13 protein-coding genes are annotated in these 24,047 nt (G+C 63.2%); all 13 read left to right on the top strand.

Annotation, left to right across the window (positions count from 1 at the left end; genetic code table 11):
- The first annotated feature begins 71 nt into the window (after positions 1 to 71).
- Positions 72 to 524, top strand: a complete 453-nt coding sequence (locus tag NGM28_RS18010) for an LcrR family type III secretion system chaperone (protein ID WP_252090991.1) — start codon at positions 72 to 74, stop codon at positions 522 to 524.
- A 63-nt stretch (positions 525 to 587) separates the two neighbouring features.
- Entirely contained in the window at positions 588 to 1,853 is a 1,266-nt protein-coding gene (locus NGM28_RS18005) for a virulence-associated V antigen (protein WP_252090990.1), read from the top strand.
- A 12-nt stretch (positions 1,854 to 1,865) separates the two neighbouring features.
- Positions 1,866 to 2,357: a SycD/LcrH family type III secretion system chaperone gene (locus tag NGM28_RS18000; protein WP_252090989.1), complete on the top strand. Its 492-nt coding sequence runs from the start codon at positions 1,866 to 1,868 to the stop codon at positions 2,355 to 2,357.
- A 3-nt stretch (positions 2,358 to 2,360) separates the two neighbouring features.
- On the top strand, positions 2,361 to 3,410 hold the full coding sequence (gene sctE, locus NGM28_RS17995) for a type III secretion system translocon subunit SseC family protein (protein ID WP_252090988.1): 1,050 nt from the start codon (positions 2,361 to 2,363) through the stop codon (positions 3,408 to 3,410).
- A gap of 9 nt (positions 3,411 to 3,419) precedes the next feature.
- The gene (sctB, locus tag NGM28_RS17990; RefSeq protein ID WP_252090987.1) at positions 3,420 to 4,379 is read left to right on the top strand and encodes a type III secretion system translocon subunit SctB; all 960 of its coding nucleotides are present in this window, start codon (positions 3,420 to 3,422) and stop codon (positions 4,377 to 4,379) included.
- 70 nt (positions 4,380 to 4,449) lie between these two features.
- Positions 4,450 to 4,875, top strand: a complete 426-nt coding sequence (locus NGM28_RS17985; protein ID WP_252090986.1) for a YscW family type III secretion system pilotin — start codon at positions 4,450 to 4,452, stop codon at positions 4,873 to 4,875.
- A 103-nt stretch (positions 4,876 to 4,978) separates the two neighbouring features.
- Positions 4,979 to 6,271, top strand: coding sequence for a protein-tyrosine phosphatase family protein (locus NGM28_RS17980; protein ID WP_252090985.1), 1,293 nt, complete (start codon positions 4,979 to 4,981; stop codon positions 6,269 to 6,271).
- A 259-nt stretch (positions 6,272 to 6,530) separates the two neighbouring features.
- The gene (locus NGM28_RS17975) at positions 6,531 to 7,151 is read left to right on the top strand and encodes a hypothetical protein (protein ID WP_252090984.1); all 621 of its coding nucleotides are present in this window, start codon (positions 6,531 to 6,533) and stop codon (positions 7,149 to 7,151) included.
- 190 nt (positions 7,152 to 7,341) lie between these two features.
- Positions 7,342 to 10,500, top strand: a complete 3,159-nt coding sequence (locus NGM28_RS17970; protein ID WP_252090983.1) for a hypothetical protein — start codon at positions 7,342 to 7,344, stop codon at positions 10,498 to 10,500.
- A gap of 224 nt (positions 10,501 to 10,724) precedes the next feature.
- The gene (locus NGM28_RS17965) at positions 10,725 to 12,842 is read left to right on the top strand and encodes a peptidase domain-containing ABC transporter (protein ID WP_252090982.1); all 2,118 of its coding nucleotides are present in this window, start codon (positions 10,725 to 10,727) and stop codon (positions 12,840 to 12,842) included.
- Positions 12,839 to 14,227: an HlyD family type I secretion periplasmic adaptor subunit gene (locus NGM28_RS17960; RefSeq protein WP_252090981.1), complete on the top strand. Its 1,389-nt coding sequence runs from the start codon at positions 12,839 to 12,841 to the stop codon at positions 14,225 to 14,227. Before NGM28_RS17965 ends, NGM28_RS17960 begins: the two co-directional genes overlap by 4 nt.
- Positions 14,224 to 16,443, top strand: coding sequence for a type I secretion system permease/ATPase (locus tag NGM28_RS17955; RefSeq protein WP_252090980.1), 2,220 nt, complete (start codon positions 14,224 to 14,226; stop codon positions 16,441 to 16,443). Before NGM28_RS17960 ends, NGM28_RS17955 begins: the two co-directional genes overlap by 4 nt.
- Positions 16,436 to 24,007, top strand: coding sequence for a TcdA/TcdB pore-forming domain-containing protein (locus NGM28_RS17950; protein WP_252090979.1), 7,572 nt, complete (start codon positions 16,436 to 16,438; stop codon positions 24,005 to 24,007). Before NGM28_RS17955 ends, NGM28_RS17950 begins: the two co-directional genes overlap by 8 nt.
- The last annotated feature ends 40 nt before the right edge of the window (positions 24,008 to 24,047 follow it).

The following is a 24,047-nucleotide window of genomic DNA, read 5'->3' as shown; positions in this document are numbered from 1 at the left end:
CCCGCCTGCCGTGACGTGCCCCGCCCGGGGCGCGTTTTCCATGACCCCGTCCGGGGTGGAGCTTGCTTTCGATGAGTGATGAACGTCTGTGCGCCTGGTTCCAGGCGCAAGGTTACCGGCTGCGCCCGCAATACTGGCGCAACACCCGCATACGCACCGGCTGGCAGTTCAGCTGCCAGGCTTGCGAGTTGACCTGGCGCTGTGAAGGCGAGCGGGTGTGGATCGTGATGTTCCGCCGCGCGCAGGCGCGCCGGGGCCTGGGCAACGCCTTCGCCGCCCTGTACCTGTTGGCCGAGGCGGTGAGCCAGGCACTGGGCCCGCGCCATTGCCTGTACGGCAATGTGCAGACCCTGGCCGACAGCCCCTTGCAGGCCGAGCGCCTGAAACTGTTCTACCTGCGCTGGGGCGAGGCGCGCGAACCGCAGCCGGGGTGGTTCGAGATACCGGCGGCGGCGGTACGGCCGATGCGCAGCGTGCGCAGTGACAAATTAACGACCATCAACGACAGGCGGGGTAATCGATAGTCAGTAGAGTGGTTATCACGCAATCCCTTTGTTGAAAGACCGTATTTATTAGAGAGGCTGGACATGTCCGTTACGCATATCGTATCCCGGCAGCCGATGCTTTCTGACGTGCGTGACTCGATGGGGGTCATGAACAAGCAGGGCGATATCGATGCGCTGGTGAAATATATAGATGAGCAGAAATGGCTCGTTGTCGACGACCAGGGGCAGCCACTGGAGGACACTCAACGTCGCAGCGCCTTGGCGTATTTGCTAGGCGCCGCAGGGCAGGCCGAGTTGGAAAAGAATCGGAGTGCCTTCAATGCGCTGCTACCGGAACAACTTTCCAGTCAGCCAGTGGTGGCGATAAAGCAATTGTTGGATGCGCGCGCGAGTTGGCTGCCGGGTGCGCCTGTCAATTTGAAGCAACTGATGGCCAGGATCACGGCCGATTCAAGGGATATCGACGCGCTAATAAAATACATCCAGGCGAACAAACTGACAATTCTGGACGCGCAGTCCAGGCCCCTGGATGAGGCTGGGCAGCGCCGGGTGATGGAGCAAATGTTCAGCGACGTGGGGTTGGCGGCGCTGGCGCAGGCCAGGAAAGACTTCGACGGGCTATTGCCTGCCCGGCTTTCCGACAAGCCGCTGCAGGCCTACCAGCAAATGCTCGATGCGTGGAGCAGCCTGCTGCCAGGCGTTCCGGTGCTGCTGGAGCGCCTGCCGGCGCAGTTGCGGACGGACAGCATGGTGTTCATGGCCTTGAAAGTGCGCCTTGGCGGGCAGGACAAAGACCGCGGCAAGATGCGTGATGAGCTCTTGGGGCAGACGGGCGAGATGAACATCTACAGCGTAATCCAGGCAAAGATCAACTTGCGGATGGGGGACTCGGACGAGAATAAACGCAAGGTCAATATCGAGGACAGGGATTTCAATCTGTTTTCGGCGGCCAGCTATGGTTTCACCGAGGAGAAGTGGCAGAAGAGTGGTGAGCGACGTTTGTTGATGGGGCTGGATACTTTCGAGAAAAACGGCAAAGGGTTCATGAGCGTCCGTGATTTCCTTGAAGGCGCTACGGTCAACAGCGGTGGCAAGGAAGTGGTCACCAAGATCAGCGGCCCGATGAAAAGCGCCGACCTGAAAAGCGAGTACGCCTGGGCGAAAGACAACAACCCCCTTGGCAACTTTTCACAAGCCCTGAGCGATCGCTCGAAAGTGGTTAGCGACAAGATCAACGAGTTGACGACCATCCTCAATGACAAGGGCAATCAATACAACACAACCATCGAGATCATGATGAAGTTCATCGATAAATGGTTCTCGACACTTTCCAAGATTTTGAGTTGAGGTGATATGACGATGACACAGTCTCTACAAGATTCGGCGCAAGCACAAAGTGTTGTCGACCAGGCGGTGGAAGACTTCTTCAACCAGGGCGGCACCATTGGCATGCTTCACGGTGTCGAAAAACCGCAACTCGAGGCGCTGTATGCCCTGGGGTACACCCACTACCAATCGGGGCGGTTCAAGGAGGCGCTGAACCTGTTCAAGGGCGTGGCGCTGCTCGATCACTTCGATGCCCGCGCCTACCTGGGGATGGGCGGGGCACAGCAGGCGCAGGGTGACTACCAGGGTGCGCTGCACAGCTACAGCTTTGGCGCGCTGATGGCGATGGACGACCCGCGCTTTCCTTTCCACGCCGCTGAATGTCACCACCGCCTCGGGGACCGCGCCACTGCCCGCGATGCCTACCAGATGGCCATCGAGCTTGCTGGCGCGAGCGATGCTCATGCTGATCTGGCCAAGCGGGCCGGCGGCTGGATCGAAGCGCTCGCAGCGCAGGAGGGCTGAGTCATGACGGCAACTTTCGTTCAATTCTTGAATAATCGTGCGCAGGGTTTCGACTTGACGGTGAAGTACAGCGTCAACGACGAAAGGGTCACCTTGCCGCAGTTCGGCCCCGCACTCACCTCCTCCGACAAGGTGGTGCCCGCCCCCAATGTGGAGCTCGATCTGCCAGTCGCAGGTGCGGATACACCGCTTACTCGTGAGATGGTTTCGAAGCTCAAGGAAATCCGCAACGCGCACACGTCGATCAAGGCTGAGCAGCTCTTCTTGTTGGATGCCTTCAAGCGAGCGGCCGAGGGGACCCTGTCGGGTGAAGGTTTCGAGATTGAACTCGCGCAGTTGATTGGCGCTTACAAGAAAAACCAGACGCGGCTCTCCCTTGAGCAAATCCTGCGGCAGATGAATGAGAACAAGCTGCAGATGGATGAAAACCTCAAGAAGATCAACGAGGTGAATACGAATGCGGGTTCGGCCAAGAAGGCCGGTCTGTTTGCCAAGATCTTCGGTTGGGTAGCGTCGATCGTCTCGGTGGTGGTCGGCCTGGTACTCGTGTGCACCGGGGTCGGGGCCGCGATGGGGGCCGCGATGATGGTGGGCGGTGCCCTGGGGATTGCCAACATGGCGTTGCAGCAGGCCGCCGAAGATGGGCGTATTTCCAAGGAAACGATGAAATGGCTCGGACCGACCCTGACGGGGATCACGCTTCTGGTCGGCGTTGCCAGTGCCGGCATTGCATTCGTGCCGTCGCTGGCTGCGAGCATGTCCACGGTCATGCAGACGGTCGTGCAAGCGATCATGGTGACTTCGAGCGCCTTTAGCAGCGCCAGCTCGCTGGCCTCCACCATTTGCAATATCCAGTTGCTCAAAAGTGAAACGGCGATGGCCGAAATGAAACTGACGACGGAACAGGGGCAGAAGATTCTGGAACAGTTGACGAAGCGTCTGCAGGAAATGATGGAGCAGAACTCAGAGCTGTTGAACAAGGTGTTGGAGATGCTGAGTGCCAACAACAAAGCCTGTCAGGATGCTTCCCAACGAAGCGCCGTATCAATGTGAGGGTAAAGTATGTCTACTATAAATGAACGCTCGACCAATCTGCTGGCGCTCGGCCGCCCAGGGGATTTTCTTCAGCCTGAAGATATAAAGCACCCCATTATGCAAGAGATCTGTGCAGAACGGAAAAATATGAGCCTGAAACAGCGCGCTATCAAGCTCGAGAATGAAAAGGAAACATTGCTAGACAAAATCAAGAAAAACGATGCCCTGTCTTCGTCGTCATCACCAAAGGGCCAGCCCGAAGCCAATGACAGGGTTGAGATCCCCCTGCCGGGCGCTATGGACGAATCTGAGCGCAGCCAAAACCTGCAAGTACTCTTGTTGATTCTCAAGGGGCTGATGTTGGCGCGTGATGCGAAGTTGAGCATGCGCCGGATGGAGCAGGAGCTGAGCGTCGAAAACCAAAGGAACCAAATCAACGAGATGGAAAAGGGGATGGGCTGGATGATCGCTTCCGCCGTCCTCACCGGTATTGTCGGCGTGGTGTCGGTCGCTGCCGGTGCCAGGGGCCTGTTCAAGAATATTCAGGCCAGCCGGGAAATCAGCAGGCTGCAGCTCGATAGCAACCGGATTAACACCCCTGAAGCGCATTTCAGCAGGGATGCGAATGGCAAGGAAACGCTTGAGATGGTCAGGGCGCCCGGTGCCAAGACGTTGATTGAAGCCAACAAGGTTAAAATTGATCAGCTGAAAGCGGATATTCAGTCACGCATTGCGTTCTTGCAAACCCTGAATGGTATCACCCAGACCGTGGGTGCCACGGGTAATGCCATTACCACCGCTGGCAAGGCGCAGGTCGATATCTCGGTGAAACAAGAGGAGCTCATGGCGCTGTTGGCCAGGAACCAGAAGGATATGACCCAGTTGACCGTCGATCAGTTGGACCAGATGATCCAGCAACTGCTACGGACGATCGCGGAGAACCTGCAGTCCTCGACCCAAGGCTTCAAGGCCGCCGCCAACGTCTGAGCCCGGTGGTGTTTGCGCGAGCCGCAAGGGCATGCTTGCCTTTGCGGCTCTTCTCGTTCTGGAGGTTGTAATGATCAAGCGTTTTCCATGCCTGGCCCTGCTGTGCGCCGCAATGACAGGGTGCGTGCAGGTGCCCAAGCCGGGGCTGGAAGTCAGTGGCGATGTGCGCTTCGCCCAGCCGCTGCCCCGCCCTGCCGTGGTCACGGTCGAGCTGTTCGGGCAGCAGGCGGGGCAGAGCGTTTCGTTGGCCCAGCAAAGCTACCGGGTGAGCCTGTTGCCGCTGGCCTATAGCTTCACCCTGCCGCCGACCCAGGACGTCGACGGCCTGGTATTGCGCGCGCGCCTGGCCTGGCAGGCCGAGGGCGCCGACCAGGCCGCCGCGCGGGCGGTGGTGGTGCCGGGTGCACCGACCCGCCTGGTGTTGCAGGCGCGTTCGTGTTTTCCGCGGTGTGCGGTTGGCAGTCACAAAGATCCGGCCAGCACTGACAGAAGATAAGCAGACTTGTTCCCATTATGGGTTGGCCGATTCGCACAGTTGCGGGCGGTGGGGCAGCGAGCGGTAGGCGCTGCTCAAATACAATTCAATGGGAACGGGTGCAATGCTAAATCCGCTAAAGAACTATACTTCTAAAATTACTAATTCTTATGCTTCAAATGAAGCAAGGTCGAATAATGCGAGTTTTGTGAGCACATCTGCCGACAACGTTAAAATCGCGAATCGCCGTCAGGATGTAGGGCAGTTCGAACGGCAGAGGCTGCCAGATGATATTATGGTTCGTATGACGGCTGCAAAGGAAGAATTAGAGGCTGACTTGGGCTCTCGAACAGATAATAAAAATGCAGTACTTAAAAGATTGACGGAGGCATTGGAGAGTGTTCCGCGTTTTGTGAGGGCAGGGATGCGAAAGGATAACGTTGCCGCAAAGGAAGCGGGAATTCGTCAGCTGGAGAAGAATGGTGACGGCGCTGGAAGTACTGACGCCAAGAAAGCACTGGTAAAATTACTGGAAAAGTATATCGAGCAGAACGACGACGATTGTCAAGCGCTCTGGCAGGAAAAGTGTAAAGGTTTAAGCCCGGCTCCCGAGAAAAAGAGTGATGAGCTTTTAAAGGCTCTATTGCCAGAACTAAAGCTCGCCAAGGCACGCCTGAAGCCATTTACGCCTAGCCGAGTCACGTTGCGATTCAACGATATCCCTTTCAACCCCGCCACGCGCGTGGTGGAAAAAAAGGATCTCCATGCCAACTATATCAAGACGCCCAGCGGCGCGTCTGTTGGTATCGCTGCCCAATACCCGTTGCCTGGGAAGGTCAGGAATCATTTGGAGATGATGATGGATAAAGGCATTCAGGTATTAATGCCATTGGTTTCAGGCGAAGAAATCACCCGTGGGTCTAATATGCCTGATTATTTTCGGAAAGACGGTCAGTTCGGCAGTGTCAGCGTAAAATCCGAGCCCCAGGGAGCGCCCTTGGAGTTTAAAAGTGGTAACCAATCCCTGAATGTGCAGAAGTACATGCTCACCTTGAGTCGGGAGGGCAAGACCCACGCCGTGACCGTGATGCATGTTGAGAATTGGCCGGACCGTTCTGCGCTCGACCCCGGCTTGCTCAAGCAACTGGTCGAGTCGAAAGAGGTCGTCGCTGCGGGGAGCGACATCGTGGTCCATTGCCGAGCCGGTGTAGGGCGTACCGGTTGTGTGCTCGCTGCGCGGGCCATGGCGCTCGAAGAGGGGCTGAGCTTGCAAGATACTATCGTGGCGATGCGCAAGCAGCGCGGCGGGCAAATGGTTCAGACCGATGCGCAGGTGGAGTCGCTCGTTGATTACGCGCTGGCGAAAAATTTCCCAGTATTGAGCAATAAACCTGACCTGGCTGCCGTGCCGGCATGACGCAAGCCAGGGCCTTCGAGGCGACAGCCCGCCAAGGGTCGCAATGAAAGGCTTTCGGCCGCACGCTCTGTAGGAGCGGCTTCAGCCGCGATGCCGACACCACGGTGCGTGGCACCCGCGTTGCGGGTGATCGCGGCTGAAGCCGCTCCTACAAAGCCCGATGCCCGAGGGCGTGTGCGCCGGCGCGCGCTCGTTTTGCGCGGTATCGCCGCCCCATTACTCCCCGTAATGGGCAAAACATTGTTATGCAGGAGTACACATGCCTTCCATTCAAACTGTTTCCTCCCAAACCATCGGGCATTTGCCTATTGATGTTGAAAAATCGAAAGTGAATTTTGTACCGGTACCGCGCACTGCCGGCAACCTGGCGCAGCGATTCGTCGACTTTATCAGTGGCATCCTGCGCTCACTCAAGGCGTTGTTTGTAAAGCCGAAGCCTTCCACGCTGAATAGTGTCGTCAATACGCCAGTTTCGCCGTCCGCCAGTGCCAGCAAAACCGTGTTGAAGGCATTCATGGCTATTGACCTGGAGTCGGATGGCAAACATCCCATTGAGGCGATGGCCGAGGCTGTCAGCGCGAAAGGGTCCCTGACAAATTTCCTAAACGTGTTGCAGGGGGTCGAGGTGACCGGCACGTGCTCCGAGAAAATTCAAGATTTGTTTTCTTCTGCGCTTTCGCCAGACATTTCCCCTATTACCTTTGGAGGCTTGTTTTTACCCGAGTCAGCCATGGAGGAAGCGCTAGCAGCGCTAAGCTCCAAACAACTGAGTGAACTGAGTGACCGGATCGTTGATGCCGCCAACGATATCTACATGTTGATTAAGGCGGACGAGAGTGTCATCGGTGCCGACAAGTGCTGTCTTCCGCTTCTGAAGTAGAGAGGAGGCAAGGCGAAAACAGCCGAGGAAGCGGGGTGTAAGTTGTAAGTGAGCATGTCGAGGTATTTAACGCAACATCACCGAGTATCAAAACTTGCATGCTGAGCCTAAAGTTTAACGACGACGAGTGGTAGGCGGTGAGCCACTGCGTAAAATAGGCTGGGGGCTCTTATCCACAGGAGTGCCCCTTATGCCTGGACTATCGAAAGTTTTAGCTCCATTCCGCCATGCATCAAATGTGAAAAATGAAAAAAACACCGATGCGGTTGCTAAAGCCAGTGGCAAAGCCGGTAATTTGGCGGGTCGGCATGAAGTTTTTCATAAGCAGAAGATTGCCGAAAAATTCGATACAAAATTCGTGAAATTCGGTTCGTCGATGTCTGCCTGGCAAGATCAGCTTAATGAGTTGTTGACGCAATTTTATGCTAAGCATAAAAAATACAGGAAAGAGGATTCGAAACCTCTAGGGGAGTACCTCAGGTTTGCGCAGGACTCGGATAAAGTTGAGTTGGTCGTGGATATGGGGGGGGAGGGGGTTTACGAAGAATTAATGAAGGCGGTCAGTGCCGCTAAATATGACGAAAGAAGTGGTTTGCACAAGATTCTGACCGTGGCGTGGAATAAATACCCACGGCTTCCTGATGGAACGTTAGTCAAGCAACAAGAGAACGATTTAACGCGGTTCGATAAACCTAACGATAGTGTTTCAGCACCGGAGGGCGGAGCCAACCTCTGTGAAGAAAGCTCTGGCAAAGGTGAAGTAGTCAATGGTTCCAATTCTGGAAACGCTTCGAATACCCCGTTAACTCAACGGGATGAAAATGAAGTTGTAAACAAAGAGGGCGGAACCAACCCCTTTGAACAGGACATTCAATCCGCAGCCCAAAGGGATGAAAACAAAGCATCCAGTCACTTTCATGCTGGAGGCTCGCCTTTAAATCCCTTTGAAGGGGACGTTGAAGAAACCGACAGTTCCACTTATGCATCCATGTCATCATTGAATACCGGTTCTGCTGATCAAGCAGGCGTGGTGGCGCTTACGTTGAATACTCTACAGCCTGAATCGACGGGGGTGACTGTCTCTGTCGAGAGCCTGGATAAGTTTGTGTCTGCTTTGAATGATTACTATATCAATTCGGCGCAAAAAAATGGGGTGCCGGGGAAGTACAGTAATCACAGAGCTGCCAAGATCAAGAAGTCATTTGACAAACACCCTGAGGTGAGTGAAGTCTTTAAGTTGGTTGATATGGATGGCGCAGGCAAGTACAAGGTGGAGTTGAAGGGTGATGCCGTGCTCACCCTAGAAGCTGTGCAGAAGGCGCTACAGTGTCTGCATAAAGGTCATGAAAATGGAGGTGGTTATGAAGGTGCCTTCAATAAAGCAAACGTCCCGTTTTTGGGATTAGAGGTTAATGTAGATGGTGGTGATGGTAAGGGCACCCTCGGTGCGGTTGAAGATCGTGTCGTGCCAACACAGCAGAATCAAAGTGTAATCACAAACGCAGAGGGCTCAACCAACCCCTTCGAAGAATGGTTGGACGTCGAAGCGCCCAGTGATCCCAGCGCTGAAGTCACGTCGACCAATCCCCTTGTCAAATCGGCTGGTGTGATTGTTTCTGTTGAAAGTCTGCATAAGTTTGTTTCTGTTTTGAATGATTACTATCTCAATGCGAAGCAAAAAGATGGGGCGTCAGGACGGTATGATAAAAACAGGGAAGGAAAAATCAAGGCGGCATTTGATAAGTACTCTGAAATACGTGACGTTTTCGAGTGGGTTGCTATAAAGGGTTCAAATGAATACAAAGTGGTTTTGAAGGAGAATGCAACGCTTTCCCACGAGGCTGTGCAGAAGGCGCTAGATTGTCTGTATCAAGGTCATGATTCGAAGGGTGGTTATGTAAGGGCTTTCGCTAACGCAAGTATTCCGTTTCGGATGTTAGGGCTTGATGTTTATGGTGGTAGTGAGAAAGCCGTCCGTAAAGCGGTTGATGGTAGATATGGTTTTATGCAGAGGTTCACGCAGGGGCGAGAGGTCGTCCAGGAAAAAAATGATGAATTCTACGCGATTCTCGATGGGCTAAAGAAAGATGAGTATGGTAAGCAACCTACGCTCAATAAAGAATACTTTGGTCGTTTGATCGACCATTACCAGCATCTGGAAAAGCTCGACGGCTCCGTGCGGAAGGATCTAAATGAGATCACCAACGATCTGGTGCCGCAGCTAGGGTTTAATTCAGCTTTCCAAAAAATTCTGAATTTCGTGGGCGTAAGGAGAACTCCTGAACAAGTCCAGGGGGCGCTTGAGCATTTTGAAAGCGACGTGGGGGTTCTGGAGGATGGTGTTCGCGAAAAAATAATGGAGATTCTGAAAAAGCTTGGTGGCGATCACTCTGCCGAAAAGACGGGCGAGCGCGTTATATCGGTCGTTGATGGGTTTTTGGGTGAGCTGTATAAGCGGGAGTCAAAAAAACAACGTGATCATGACCGCGGCTTTGATCAGAAGTTGTCGGATGAAAATAGGAACGTCGTGCGTGCAGTTGCTGTCGATAATCATGCTGCCGCAGCCGAGGAATTGGTGAATAAGTATTTCGGCGCCTTTGAAGTGGCGTTGGATAAAGGGGTTCAGGGTCTAACCATCGATCAGATCGCTCCCAATGCGCAACCGGAGGAACTTCTACCGCATATTGGTAAGTTTCATGCGGTTATGAACAAGGTATTCGACGAACTGGGTAAGAAATTCGAGGCGCTGGATACTGAAAAACAGGTGGACTCCACGGTCATTGCAGCACGCCTCGATAAATTGAAGGATACAATACGCGGGCAGATCGACCAACAACTCGACATGGCCTACCAGACTGCCGTTGACCACTGGCTCAAGAAGATAGACAAGGCAGCTAATGCCGAACTCATGACTGACCGAATCCATAAACTGGCCAAGCTGGCTCCCGGGCTTACCAGGAATGTCGAGGACTTGAAAAAATCAGGCAAACTCACTGAAGCACAACTGACTCATTTGTCATCTTTAACTGGCCGTCTGGAAAGCGTTGTAAAGACGCTGAAGAAGCCAGGGATGTTCGAAACGACCTTCAGCGGTATCCAGAGTATGCTCAAGACCCCAAAAGGCATTGTCGCATCGGTAGGGGCTGCTCTCACCGCTGGCGGGGTTGCCGCACTGGTCGGGACCTTCAGCATAGGCGTGGGCGTCGCAGTCCTGCCCATCGCCGGGCTTGCCTGGCTGGGCTGGGGGGCAGCGCAGGGCTGGAGCAAGCGTCAAGCAGCAGAGGCCGACCTCCTCAAGATCAACGACTGCAGCCTGATCCTCGGCAATATGGAGGAACCGGCTAACTGACCAGGCCGGGGCAGCCACAACTCCAGGCGGTATCGTGCGGCACCTCCCTCGACAGGGTGAGGTGCCTTTTTTTGGTTATAAAAAAGATAATTAACATATCCAATAATTATCATTAGCAGGTGGCTCCGGCATGCTTGCCCTTTGTGCAATGGTCATGACAAGGGGAAACAGATGTCACGTCACCTCCACCAACCTCGCCGGGCGGTGTGCCCATGAGCGGCCGCATGGGGGCATCCTCCGCGCGCCACGGGGCTTCAGTCGAAACCGCGCTGGCCTGTTGCCACCTGCTGGTGCGCATGCAGGCGCGCCAGCAGGTGGCAGCCCCGCCAGCCGAGGCGGGCCACGACCTGCGCCGGGCCGTGGGCAGCTACGCCCGCCGTTGCGGGGTGAAGCTGCGGGTCGAGCGCCTGGCGCTGGCGTCGCTGTCGGCCGGCCAGCTGCCGCTGGCGATGCGCCGCCGCGCCGGGGACTTCGTGGTGCTGGCCCGGCTCAACGACCGCCAGGCCCTGCTGCAGTCACCCACGGCCCTCACGCCGCAGGTGATCAGCCGCGAACGCCTGGCCGAGGAATGGACGGGCGAGGTGATCCGCCTGCGCCAGGCGCGGCTGCGCTTCGATTTGTCGTGGTTCCTGCCGATGCTGTGCCAGCACCGGCGGCTGTGGGCCGAGGTGCTGGCGCTGTCGCTGCTGGTGCAGGTGTTGGCACTGGCGGCGCCGTTGTGCTTCCAGGCCGTGATGGACAAGGTCCTGCCGCACCGCGCGCTGGCCACCCTCGATGTGCTGGCCGTGGCCCTGGTGGCGGTCGCGGTGTTCGAGGTGCTGCTCAAGGGCGCGCGCGAGTACCTGGCGGCGCATACCGCCAGCCGCGTCGACATTGGCCTGGGGCTGGCCTTGTTCCGCCACCTCATGGGCCTGCCGCTGGGCTACTTCCGCCAGCGTCAGGTGGGGGCGGTGGTCGCCCGGCTGCAGGCGCTGGGCATCGTTCGCGAGTTCCTCACCGGCTCGCTGCCGGCCCTGGCGGTGGATGTGCTGTTCACCCTGGTGTTCCTGCTGGTGATGGCCTGGCTGTCGCCGACACTGGCCCTGCTGGTGGTTTGCACCCTGCCGCTCTATGGCCTGCTGGCCTGGGCCGGCACCGGGCCGCTGCAGCGCTGCATCGAGCGCCAGTTCCACAGTGCGGCGCGCAACACGGCCTTCCTCAATGAAACTGTCAGCGCGGGCGAAACGGTCAAGGGCATGGCCGTGGAGCCGATGCTGCAACGCCGCTGGGAGGCGCAGGCCCAGTGCATGGCCGAGGCCGGGCAGGCCAGCCAGCGCATGAGCAACGCCATCAACCAGGGCCTGGTGCTGCTGCAACGCAGCACCACGGTGCTGGTGCTGTGCTGGGGTGCCCACCAGGTGATCGGCTTGCAGATGACCCTCGGCCAGTTGATCGCCTTCTCCATGCTGCTGACCCATGTCAGCCAGCCGCTGGCCAAGCTGATCGAGGTCTGGCAGCAGTTCGTCCAGGCGCGGGTGGCGCTGCACAGGCTGGGCGAGGTGCTCAACCTGCCGACCGAACACGACGGGCCGCCGGGACGGACGCTGCGGCGGCTGCGCGGCGAGGTCCGCATCGAGCAGCTGCGCTTTCGCTACCGGCCGGACCTGCCCCTGGTCCTGCGGGGGCTGGAGCTGCGCATCGAGCCCGGGCAGGCCCTGGGCATCGTCGGGCCTTCGGGCTCGGGCAAGAGCACCTTGGCGCGGCTGCTGCAGAAACTCTACGTGCCCGAGGGCGGGCGCATCCTGCTCGATGGCCAGCCCCTGGAGACCCTGGACAGCCACTGGCTGCGCCGGCGTGTCGGGGTGGTGCAGCAGGAGAGTCACCTGTTCAACCTGACCATCCGCCAGAACATCGCCTTGCACCACCCCGCAGTGGCGCTCGAACGGGTGATCGAGGTGGCGCGCCTGGCGGGGGCCCACGACTTCATCCTGCAACTGCCGCAGGGCTACGACACGCCGGTGGCCGAGGGCGGGCGCTCGCTGTCGGGGGGGCAGCGCCAGCGCATCGCCATCGCGCGGGCGTTGCTGGGCGACCCGCGCATCATCATCTTCGACGAGGCCACCAGCGCCCTGGACGATGAGTCGCAGGCGCAAGTGCGGGCCAGCATGGCCCGGATCGCCGAGGGCCGCACAGTGATCGTGATCGCCCACCGGCTGTCGGCGGTGCGCGATTGCCAGCGGATCGCGGTGATGGAGCACGGCTGTGTCAGCGAGTGCGGCGACCACCCGGCGCTGCTGGCGCGGGGCGGCACCTACGCGCGGTTGTGGCACGCGCAGCAGGCAGGCGGGGAGGGGCTGGCATGAGGCCGATGGTAGTGCAGACCCTGTGGCGCGCCGCGCTGGAGCGTGCCCGGCACTGGCTCGGGTTGGGCCGCCATGGCCGGGACGAGTACGAGTTCCAGCCCGGCCACCTGGAAATCGCCGAGCGCCCGCCCGCGCCGCTGGCCCGGGTGGTCGCGCTGCTGTTGTCGGTGACCGTGGTGCTTGTGCTGGGCTGGTCGGTGTTCGGCCGGCTCGATATCCACGCGTCCGCCGAGGGCCACCTGCGTGTGCCGGGGCGTTCCAAGGTGGTCCAGGCCCATGAGGCGGGCGAGATCAAGGCGATCCACGTGCGTGACGGCCAGCGTGTGGTGACCGCGGAGCCGCTGCTGGAGCTCAACCCGCTGGGTGTCGACGCCGAGTTGCAGGCGTTGCAGGCGCAACTGACGGTCAAGCGCCTGCAACTGGCCCAGGCCCAGGCGTTGCTCGAACCCGACCCGCTCAGTGGCTATCAGCCGCCAGCGGACGTCGACGCGCACCAGTTGCGCGCGGCCCGCGAGCAGCTGCGCAGCGCCTGGGCGGAAATTCGCGCCAACCAGGCCGGGCTGCGCGCGGGGTTGGCGGTCAACCACGCCCACCAGCGGATGCGCGCCGGCGAGCTGGCCGCCCTGGAAAAGCTGGCGGACAACATCGGCCGGCGCCTGGAGGCGCGCCGGGCCCTGGCGGACCGGCACCTGCTGCCGCGGGTCGAGCTGCTCGAGCATGAGAAGGAGTGGATCGAGGTACAACGCGCCTTGGCCGCCCAGCACGCCGAGCTGGTGGTGCTCAAGGCCCAGGCCGGGCAGCAGCAGGAGCAACTGGAAAGCCTGCTCGCCCGGGTGGCCCGCGAGCAGCAGGACGCGCTCATCGCCGCCCGCCAGGACATCGCCGTGCTCGAGCAGCAACGCATTCGCCTGGGCTTGCGCCAGCGCCAGCAAGTGTTGCGGGCGCCGGTGGACGGCGTGGTGCAGCAGCTGGCCGTGCACACCGTGGGTGGCGTCGTGCAGCCCGCCCAGCCGTTGATGGTGATCGTGCCCGAGGGCGCGGAGCTGGAGGCGGAAGTGCTGGTGCTGAACAAGGATGTCGGTTTTGTAAAGGCAGGCCAGCAGGTGCAGGTCAAGGTCGACGCCTACCCCTACACGCGCTTCGGCACCGTGCAGGGCACCTTCGCCCATGTGTCGGCCGACGCGGTCAAGGACGAGCGGCTGGGCCTGGTGTTCCCGGCCCGTATCCAGCTCGACGGCTCGGCCCTGGAGGTGGCGGGCAAGCCGATGCCGCTGCAGGCGGGGATGAGCGTGACCACGCAGATCCGCACCGGGTCGCGGCGGGTCATCGACTATTTGCTGGCGCCGATACAGCAGTACCAGTCGGAGGCCCTGGGCGAGCGATGAGTGCAGACGACAACATGACAAGCCGGGCACGTCCGTCGCCCGGGGGGGGCGACAGCGGGCTGCTGGCGCTGGTCTGGGCCGCCGCGCGGCTGGGGCGGCGGCTGGAGCTGGGGCAGTTGCGCCACCAGGCCGGCTGGGCCGAACAGCCGCTGGGCTGGGTCGAGCTGTGCCGTTGCGCCCGCTGGAGCGGGTTGCGGGCGCGGGCCGTGCGCAGCAACCGGGAGCGCCTGCCGCTGTTGCCGCTGCCGGCGCTGCTGGACACCCGCCACGGCTGGCAGGTGCTGGTGGCCGTGGCCGGGCAAACGGTGACTCTGTACTGCCCGGAGCATGGCCGGCAGCGCACCATGGGCCTGGCGCAGCTCGAGGCGGCCTGGGCCGGCCGGGCGCTGTTGCTGGCCGATGACCGGGCGGCGGGGCCCGCGCCGGGTTACGGCGTGCGCTGGTTCCTGCCGTCGATCGTCAAGCATGTCGCGCAGATCCGCGCGGTGTTGCTGCTGTCGTTGGTGTTGCAGTTGATCGCGCTGGTCACGCCGCTGCTGTTCGAGCACATCATCGACCGGGTGCTGGTAGCCCGCGGGGCGTCGAGCCTGCAGGTGCTCGGCATCGCCCTGGCGGCGCTGGCGTTGTTCGAGCCGTTGTACGGGCTGTTGCGCGGCGGGCTGTTCAGCAACCTGGCGGGCAAGGTCAACACCGAACTGACGGCGCGGCTGTACCGGCACTTGCTGCAATTGCCGATGGACTATTTTCGCCAGCGCGCCAGCGGCGAGATCGTCGCGCGTGTCGCCCAGTTGCAGCCGGTGCGCCAGTTTCTCACCGGCTCTGCCTTGACGCTGCTGCTGGACCTGGTGTTCTGCGGCCTGTTCCTGGCGCTGATGTTCGCCTATTCGCCGCAACTCTGCGCCGTGATGGCGCTGTCGCTGCTGCTGTACCTGGCGTACTGGTGGGCGGTCGGGCCGTTGCTGCGCCGGCGGGTGCTGCGCGAGTTCGAGGTGGATGCGAGCAACACCGGCTACCTCACCGAGGTGGTGGCCGGCATCGAGACGGTGAAGGCCGGCGCCCATGAGCAGGTTTTCGAACAGCGCTGGCAACGGCAGCTGGCCGTCCAGGTGAAGGCGGCGTTCGCCGCGCGCTGCGTGGGTATCTGGGCCGGCCAGGGGGTCGCCTTGATCCACAAGCTGTCGATGGTGTTGCTGCTGTGGTTCGGCGTGCGGCAGGTGATGGACGGCGAGCTCAGCCCAGGGGCGCTGGTGGCGTTCAACATGCTGGCGGCGCGGGTGACCGAGCCGGTGCTGCGGCTTGCGCAGATCTGGCAGGACTTCCAGCACACCCGTGTGGCCCTGGAACGGATGGGCGACATCCTCGGCCGGCCGGGCGAGCAGGGCCAGGGCGGGCTGGCCTCGATGCCCATGACCCGTGGCCGGATCAGCCTGCAGGGGGTGGGCTTTCGCTACACGCACGAGGGGCGCGAGGCGCTGCGCGACCTGAGCGTGGAGATCGAGGCCGGCAGTTTCATCGGCGTGACCGGGCCCTCCGGGTCAGGCAAGTCGACCCTTGCCCGCCTGCTGCTGCGCCTGGACGTGCCTCAGCGCGGGCGCGTGCTGGTCGACGGCGTCGACCTGGCCGTGGCCGACCCTGTGGCGTTGCGGCGCACGATGGCGGTGGTGCCCCAGGACTGCGTGCTGTTCACCGGCAGCATCGCCGACAACATCCGCTTGCGCAGGCCCCAGGCCTGTGACCGGGAGGTTCGCGAGGCGGCGCGCCTGGCCGGCGCCGCGTCCTTTATCGAGGCCCTGGAGCAGGGCTATGACACCGAGGTCGGCGAGCGTGGCGGGCTGTTGTCCGGCGGGCAACGCCAGCGCATCGCCCTGGCCCGGGCGCTGCTCACCGACCCGCGGATCCTGATCCTTGACGAGGCGACCAGCGCGTTGGACGCCGTGTCGGAGGCCGCGTTGATCGCCCAGCTCGGGGAGATCGCCCGGGGACGCACGGTGATCAGTGTCGCCCATCGGCTGAAGACCCTGCGCCATGCGCAGCGGGTGCTGGTGATCGAGCACGGCCAGCTCACCGAGCAGGGCACCCACGCGCAACTTCTGGCCCGCGGTGGTTTCTACGCGCGCCAATGGGCCTTGCAGGCGGGGCCGTCCGTTCATTCGGGCGCTTGCGTCGTGCCAGGCAAACCAGCCATCACACCCTTTGAGGAAGACCGCAATGGCTGAAACATCCAAGGCATTCACCCAACTGCTCGCCGACGTGGTCGAGCGCCTTGCCGGCCAGGGGAAGCTGCCCCAGCACTGGGCTACGCTCGAACCGAAGTCGCTGGCGCGCTACGCCGGGGCGCTGCAGGCGCACCTGCTGGCGATCGAGCAGGGCACCCTGCAACTGTTGGCGCAGCGCTACCTGGAGCGGCAGGCGACGGTGCCGGCGCTGAGCCGGCACCTGAGTTGGCTGGCCGAGCTGCGCCAGGCGCGCCTGGGCGATGACCTGCTCGGCGGCCAGGGCAGGCGCTACGAACGGCAGCTGCGCATCCTCACCCATTACCAGCAAGCCTGGCGCCAGGCGCTGGAGGCACCGGGCGGCGGTACGCCGGGCACTGCACGCCAGCGCCTGGAGGCGCAGCGCGTTGTGCTGGAACGCCAGGTCAAGGCCGGCCGGGCGCGGGCGCATGTCGACGCGGATTACCTGGAGGCGTTCACCCGGCACGCAGCCATTGGCGAGGTGCTGAAGCGGTTCGACGTGTTGTTCGCGCCGTCGGCCAGCGCCGAGCTGCGCGCGGCGCCGGGCAATTTCACCCAGCTGCCGCTGGCCCTGGCGCTGCTGGCGCTGGAGGAGCGCCCTGGCCACGTGCGGGTGACGCTCACCCCCGCCAGTGCCGGCAGCGCCCATCGCCTGGAGCTGCACCAGCGCGCCGAGCAGCTTGTCGTCGCCGGCTCGGGGCGTTTCTACCTGGCGTTCGGCGACAGCGGCGAGGCCGTGATGCGGCAGCAGTTGCAGCTGCGCTATAGGCAACCGGGCTATGCGTTGCCGCTGTTCACACCGCTGCGCTCATTGTTGCTGGGCAGCGATATCCTCGGCCTTGCCCTGGGGGCGTTGCCGGGCTCGGCCACGGTGCTGGCCAACGGCCTGGAACTGAAGCTGCGCGAAGGGCGCGGCAAGCCCCGCGTGGAGGCGGTGCACGCGTCGGGCAGTGGCGGCCTGCTGCAGCTGACCGTCTCCGGCGCGCTGGGCAAGCTGCTTGGCCGCTTTTACCTGCCCGGCTCGCTGGAGACCGTGGCGTCGGCCGGCGATGGCGGCCAGGGGCGTGGGGGCAAGCATTTCGATCCGGCCAGCTGGGTGGCGGGCCAGGGGCCTGCCAACCCCCTGTACCTGCTGCCGCTCAAGGGCGCTGACGCCAGCCAGCCCGTCTCGCCCTTCGACGTGCTGGCGGCGGGGGTGTCCTCGCGCTTGCGCACGGCCTTGTCCGACGGGCAGTTGAAGCAGCTGTACGAACAGCACATGACCTTCTTCGTCCAGCTGGCGCAAGGGTTCAAGGGCGACGGCCAGGCCCCTGCGTGGCTGGCCGACCCCGCCCGGCGCAAGGCGTTCGAGACGCACCTGGGCGAATTGCTGGCGCTCAACCACCTGGCGCCGGCGGCGTTGCTGCACGAGGGCGCGGGCAGCCCCGATGGCCGCGACATCCACGGTAACAGCGCGGCGTGGGTGGCCTGGGAGCGCAGCGCGGGGCAGGCCATCTGGCGGCACCCGGAGGCAGATCGCCTGGTGCGCGCGCTGGCCGAAAAGCTGCCGGCGTACATCATCGACATGCTGGCGGGCAACGAGACGTCGGGGCCGTTGCTGGCGTCGGCCAGGCGGTTGCTGGCGCCGCTGTATGGTCATTGGCTGGTGCAGGCGGACTGGGAGGCCAACCGGCAAGGCGCGACCGTGCGCCGCAGCCAGGGCCAGCAGCGAGACGTGGAGGCGGCGACGCCGTCGAGCGCCGACCACAAGCTGCTGCAGTTGCTGGCCAGGGGCGGGGTGGCGGCCAGCGCCGCCGATGCGCCCTACAAGGCCTTCGTCGACGGCATCCTCGCCACCGCCAGCGGCAGGGCGTTGCGCAAGCAGTTGCTGTTCCAGGCACTCGCCCTGCTGGCCAGGGACGGCACCTCGGCAGCCCCCCCGAGCCACCCGCATCCGCTGCTGGAAGGCCATGACCAGCTGAAGATGAGCCGTGACAATGTCCTGTTGCTGCAGGACCCTTACCTGGCCTTCAACCCCGGGGCGTGGGCGCTCGACCGGCAGGGCACGTATCGGGTCGCGGTGCCGGACGCCCCCGCCACGCGCTACATGCGCACCCTGGGCCTGCCCCAGGTCGGCGGGGTGTCCGGGCTGGCCGCGCAGGTCACCCAACAGCTGAGCGGGTTGTTGCAACGGCCGCTCACGCTGCAGGAGTACTGGCTGTTCCAGTTGAACCAGGCGGCCTTCAACCTGCTGCGTGGCGAGCACGCGTTGTTCGAGGTGCTGTATGTGGCGGCACGGCATGAGCCCCACATTGCCCAGGGCATCGGCAAGCGCCTGCTGGCGCTGCTGGACCGGCAGCACGGGGTCAAGGCGCGTGACGCACGGCTGGCCACGCTGTATACCCAGGCCCTGGCGCTGGTGTTGCCGATCGTCAACCAGGGCGTGGCGCCGGTGGTGCGGCTGGAGCTGGCGGCACTGCCCGCCCCGCGGGGCGCATCGCAACCGGCCAAGGCCGTCGCCCCGGCGCAGCTCGGCGGCGCCACCGACGCCCTGGGCGAGGAGGTCAGCCGGCGCTACCAGTTGAGCGAGAAACTGTTCGTGTCCCAGCAGGACCCGCGGTTCCTGGCCGGCAAGCGCGGCAGTGGCGACATCGCCATCCCGGGCTGGTACGAGGGCATGACCACCCTGGACATGAAGCGCTTGTTCCTGCATGGCCTGGAGCCACCGCCCGGCGAGCTGGAGGGCCGTCTGAGCCGGGAGCAGCAAGGCGCGCTGGCCCAGCGTATCGGCGAGCAGAGCCAGCACGAGCTGATCACCAAGGCCTTGGCGCAGTCGGCGAAAATGGCCGAGACGATTCGCCAGTTGGGGAGTGTCTTCGACCGCCTGGCGCCCCAGGACTTCTACCTGACCCTGGTCGGCGACGCCTCCGGCGGACGCTGCTACCCGCTGGTCAGGGCCATGGCGGTGGCCTTGCAGATGCGCCAGATCGAGGGCGGCAACCGGCTGGTCGACCGATTGTTCACGGCGTCGGCCAGCCCCCTCGGTGAAGACACGCGCCTGCTCAGGGAAGGCTTGCGCGTGCTGCATACCAGCGTCGACGCGTCATCCGCCTCGGCGTCCCAGGGCCAGCTGAAGCTCAGCGAGGTCGCCGCGCGCCTCGGGCAATTGAACGAGCCTGGCATGTTCGCGCTCAATACGCCGGTGCACGCGATGCTGGTGGGCATGACCCAGGGCCCGCAGGGCCGCCACTATTACTTCTACGACCCGAACTTCGCCCTGTTCGCGTTCAAGGATGCCGCGACGCTGGCCAAGGCCATGAAGCAGCACCTGGTCCAGCGCCAGATGGCGCTGTTCTACCAGGCGCTGGGCAGCCCGGGCGACCCAGGTTTCGACCTGGTGAAGCTGGACACCGGGCGGATGGCCACGGTGTTGTTGGGCAACGAGCTGCAGGTCGGCGACCTGGTCGCCCCCTTTGACCTGTACCAGGTGCGGGAAAAGCGCCGACAGATCTCGGAAGTCGGCATTGCCCTGGAGATCATCGAGGCGCGCAACTGGGCGACACGGTTCCGCCAGGCCGCGGGCGACCTCGCCCAGCGCAGCGGCCTCGACAACCGCTTCGTCCCGGCGATGCCGACGGTCAAGGAAGAGCGCCCCGGGGTGTTCGCCATTACCTACGTCAACCGTGAACAGCTCAACGACCTGCGCCAGGTCGTTACCCGCGACCCGACGTTCATCGAGTTCCGCCGCTTCGTCAACAAGCAGACCCAAGCCCTGTACCAGCGGGTGCTGGACAAGGCGCGCACCCCGGGTTTCCACGCCAGCATGGTGGGCCTGAATGCGGTCTATGCCCTGCAGACCCTGTTGCAGGGCCTGGGCAACGACTACGCCAAGACCCAAGGGGCGGGCGCGCAGCTGTCGGTCGCGCTGAGCATCCAGGGCTATCTTGGTTTGATGCAGGTGGTCAACAACACGGCGCAGGACGCCTCCTACATCAGCGACCTGGTGCGCCAGGTCAGGAACGGGGACCTGATCGGCGCGGGCGGGTCGCTCACCGAGTATGTCGCCCGCCTGGCGCGGGCCACCAGCGATGGCGTGGGCCTGTTGCTGGGCGGGCTGATGGTCGGCCTGGACGGCTATGAACTGATCCATGCCAGCAACGAGCGGCAGCGGGCGCTGTTCGCCACGCGCCTGGCGTTCGATTCGGCCAGCATGATCACCAGCGTGGCGGGTATCGGCGCCGAAATGCTCAGCGCCTCCATGGCCGGCGCGGTGCTTGGCGCCGGCAGCGTGCTGCTGAGCGGCCTGGCCGTGGGGTTTGGCGGCCTGGCTGAGGTGTTCGGCAAGGTCTACGACGATGCCCAGGCGGTGGGGCGCTACTTCGACATGATCGACCGCGCCTACCGCCAAGGGGGCTACCACTACAACCCGCAGCACAAGGCGCTGATCGCCCAGGCCGGGGCCGTGATCACCCACCTCGACCTGCGCATCGGCATGCTGCAGTTCGACAGCCAGCACATCTACCGCAGCAACTCGGCACGAGACGGCGCGTCGGGGTCTGGCGCGGCGAACTACTTCTTCTGGGCCGGGCACATGCCGCACCGGCTGAGGGACCGCCAGCAGGCCATCGATATTCGTGAAGGCCTGGGCTACCCGAGCCAGGCACCCTTGCCTGCGGGCGATGCGCGGCTCATCGTGCTGCCGGCGACACCCCGGGCGTACCTGGACTACGGGTTCGGCGTGCTGCCGTTCGCGACCATGCGTCACGCCAAGGGCTTCGACGTGATCCGCCGCCTCGAACGGGACAAGCGCTTCGACTACGATTTCTACATCTTCCCCTCCGAGCGGGTCATCGACCGCATCGACCAGGAGTACGTGGCGACCACCGTCGAGGTGCTGCTCGACGACAAGCGCCACCACCTGGTGGTGCCCAGGTTGAACGCGCAGTTGCAGGGCTACCTGCATTACGCCATCAAGGGCGCCGGTGGCCGATACCAGGTCAGCCTCAACCGAGGCGTGAGCCTGCGCCTGGAGGAAGGTGGCACGCACCGGTCGACCTGGGTGCTCGATATCAGCGAGTTGGATGCCGGCAAGATCAGCGTGGCCCAGGACGGCCTGGTCATCGACGGGGTGAAGGTGGATGTCGCGCCGGGCTCGTCAGGGCCCGTCATGACGATCGACCGCCAGCGCGTGGTGCGCGAAGTCGACTTCGCCCGCCAGCGCACTTCGCTGCGCAGCGTCGATGCCAGCCAGATGGCGCCGCTTCATGGCCTGGAGCACACCCTCGAGGCGATGACGCACAAGCAGCGGACGGGTTCCTACGTGATGGTCGAGCACTACCCCGATGGCGGTGGCGCGAAGCAGCGGGCCTTCTATGACGTGGCCAACAAACGCATGATCCTGCCCGATTTCGCCGAGCGCCCCAACAGCGATGTGCGCCTGGTGGGGGTGGCCGGCAACTCCGCCTACTTCCATGACGCAGGCCTGGGGCTGGCGTGGCGCACCTCCCTGGCCAGCGGCAAGCATGACCCGCATTACGCCCGCTGGATGTGGCAGCGGCGCGGCGCGATCAAGTGGGTCGGCATGGAGCACGACACGGCGCTGTTCGTCGAACAGGTGGACGCCGGCGAGCAGGGGCAGGGGCAACTGGTCTATCGCGCGCAGGGTGATCGGATCGAGCTGGTCGCCGTGATCGGCGACCATGCACGGATGCAGGCGCGCCTCAATGCCGCGGCGAGCACTGGCCTGGCCGCGTTGTTCGGCTCCTATGGCGGGCTCGACAGGTTCACCGGCGGCGGCGACCGGCGGGAGATCGTCACGCGGCTGGCGCCGGTGCTGGTGGCCTATGGCGTCAAGGGCAACAAGGAGGTGTTCCGGGCGTGGGTGCATACCCACGATGGCGCGGTGGTCCGGCCGCTGCTCGAACCCCCCAGCACCAGGAAAGCCACGGCGCCGGCAACCCCGTGGCCAGTGCCCAGCGACCTGCTGCTGTCGGCCAGGATGGTGATGTCGGATGGTTTGCCGGTGTACTTGTTCTTCAGCGCCAAGGAGAAAACCCTGTTCCGTCAGGTGGGCAATGGCTGGAGCGGGCAAGGCAACGCCCAACCTACGGCGATGCGCCTGGCCAGCCCGCCGTTGGCGAGCATCCTGAACATGCAGGGCAAGCTGTATGCGATCAGTGAGGAGGGGCTGATGTCCTGGGTCGACCACGCAGGCCACTTCTTCACGGTGGCGGTGACCGAACGCTGGCTGGAAGGCAAGGCGCTGTGGTGGAAGAGCCTGGACAGCGTGCCCAACCGCGGCGGCGACCCCATCGCGGTGTACGGCGTCATGGCGGGTGATGGCAAGCGGTTGCTGCCGACCTGGTACCACCAGCAGCGCCTGATCGTCGTTTCGCCGACGCTGGCGACAGGCTCGTTGCAGTTCCTCGGGGTGACGACGGGAGGCGAGGGCCTGTTGTTCGAACCTGACCGGGGCAAGGTCTACGTGCAGCCCCTGCTACCCGAGGCCGCCCTGGCCCAGGCATTCGGTGCCAGCCGGACCCTGAAGGCGCCGGGCCTGCTGCCGGGGGGGCGCGAGCTGCTACCGGGCTGGCGCTTCAAGTCGGCGGACCTGGACGGCGGCTACTTGCAGCTGACCACGGTGCAAGGGGAAATCTACCTGCGCTCGGACGGAAACTTTCGCCTGGTCGGGGTGGACGAGGCCTGGCAGCGCGCCCATGCCGGGGCGCTGTTGCCCGCGCTCACCGTGCTGGCCGCGAAGCACCCGACGTCGGAGGTGATGGCCCTGGAAGGCGCCGCGCCCGGCTGGTTCGACACGCGCGGCAGCCAGCTGTACCGGGTCCAGGGGCGGGGGCCGTCCAGTGGCCTGCGCTTCGTCGGCAATGCGCCGCAGTCTTCAACGGCGTTCGTCTTCGACCGGCAGGCCCGACAGTTGCTCAAGCTCCAGGGCGAGCGCTGTACCGTCGCTGCCTCGCTGGGGGATGTCAGGCGCGTGGGGCGGCTGTTGCTGGTCCAGGGTGACGACCGCGGCGTGCAGAACGAGGTGCTCGCGGCCCCCACCCTGGCCAACGTCGCCAATGTGGTGCTGCACGGTGGCAGCGGTAGCGATACCTACCGCGTCGACGGCGAGGCCTGGGGCCAGTACAACCTGGTCATCATCGACAACTACGACAAGGCCGCGGCCGTCGACCGCCTGCAGTTGCCGGGCCTGCGGGTCGCGGATGTCGCTGCCTGGCGGGTCGGCAGCGACCTGTGGCTGGGGCTGGCCGACAGAAGCAAGGCCGTGGTGCTGCGCGGTATCCACGGTGACCAGGCCCACGCCTACAGGCACCTGCGTGTCGAGTTCGCCCAGGGGGCGGCGATCGATGTCGAACGCTTGGCGGGCGTCAGCGCGCAGGTCGAGCGCCTGGAACACGTGCTTGCGCAGGCGCCGGCACCGTCGGACCAGACCCGGCACGGCTTGCTCACGGCGGCCATGGCCATGCTGGACGACCCTGACGGGGTGGTGGTGACGGGCCCGCAGGCGCCGCCGCTCAAGGATGGGCTGCTGGTCAACCCCGGCCGTTGAGGGGCGTGCCGGCGTGGTGGGCCGCCACGCCGGCGCATTG

The organism is Pseudomonas sp. MWU13-3659 (genome assembly GCF_023757525.1).
In the GTDB taxonomy this organism is placed as follows: Bacteria; Pseudomonadota; Gammaproteobacteria; order Pseudomonadales; family Pseudomonadaceae; genus Aquipseudomonas; species Aquipseudomonas entomophila_E.
The sequence above is the reverse complement of the archived record's forward strand: the minus strand, read 5'-3'. Positions and strand labels throughout refer to the sequence as shown.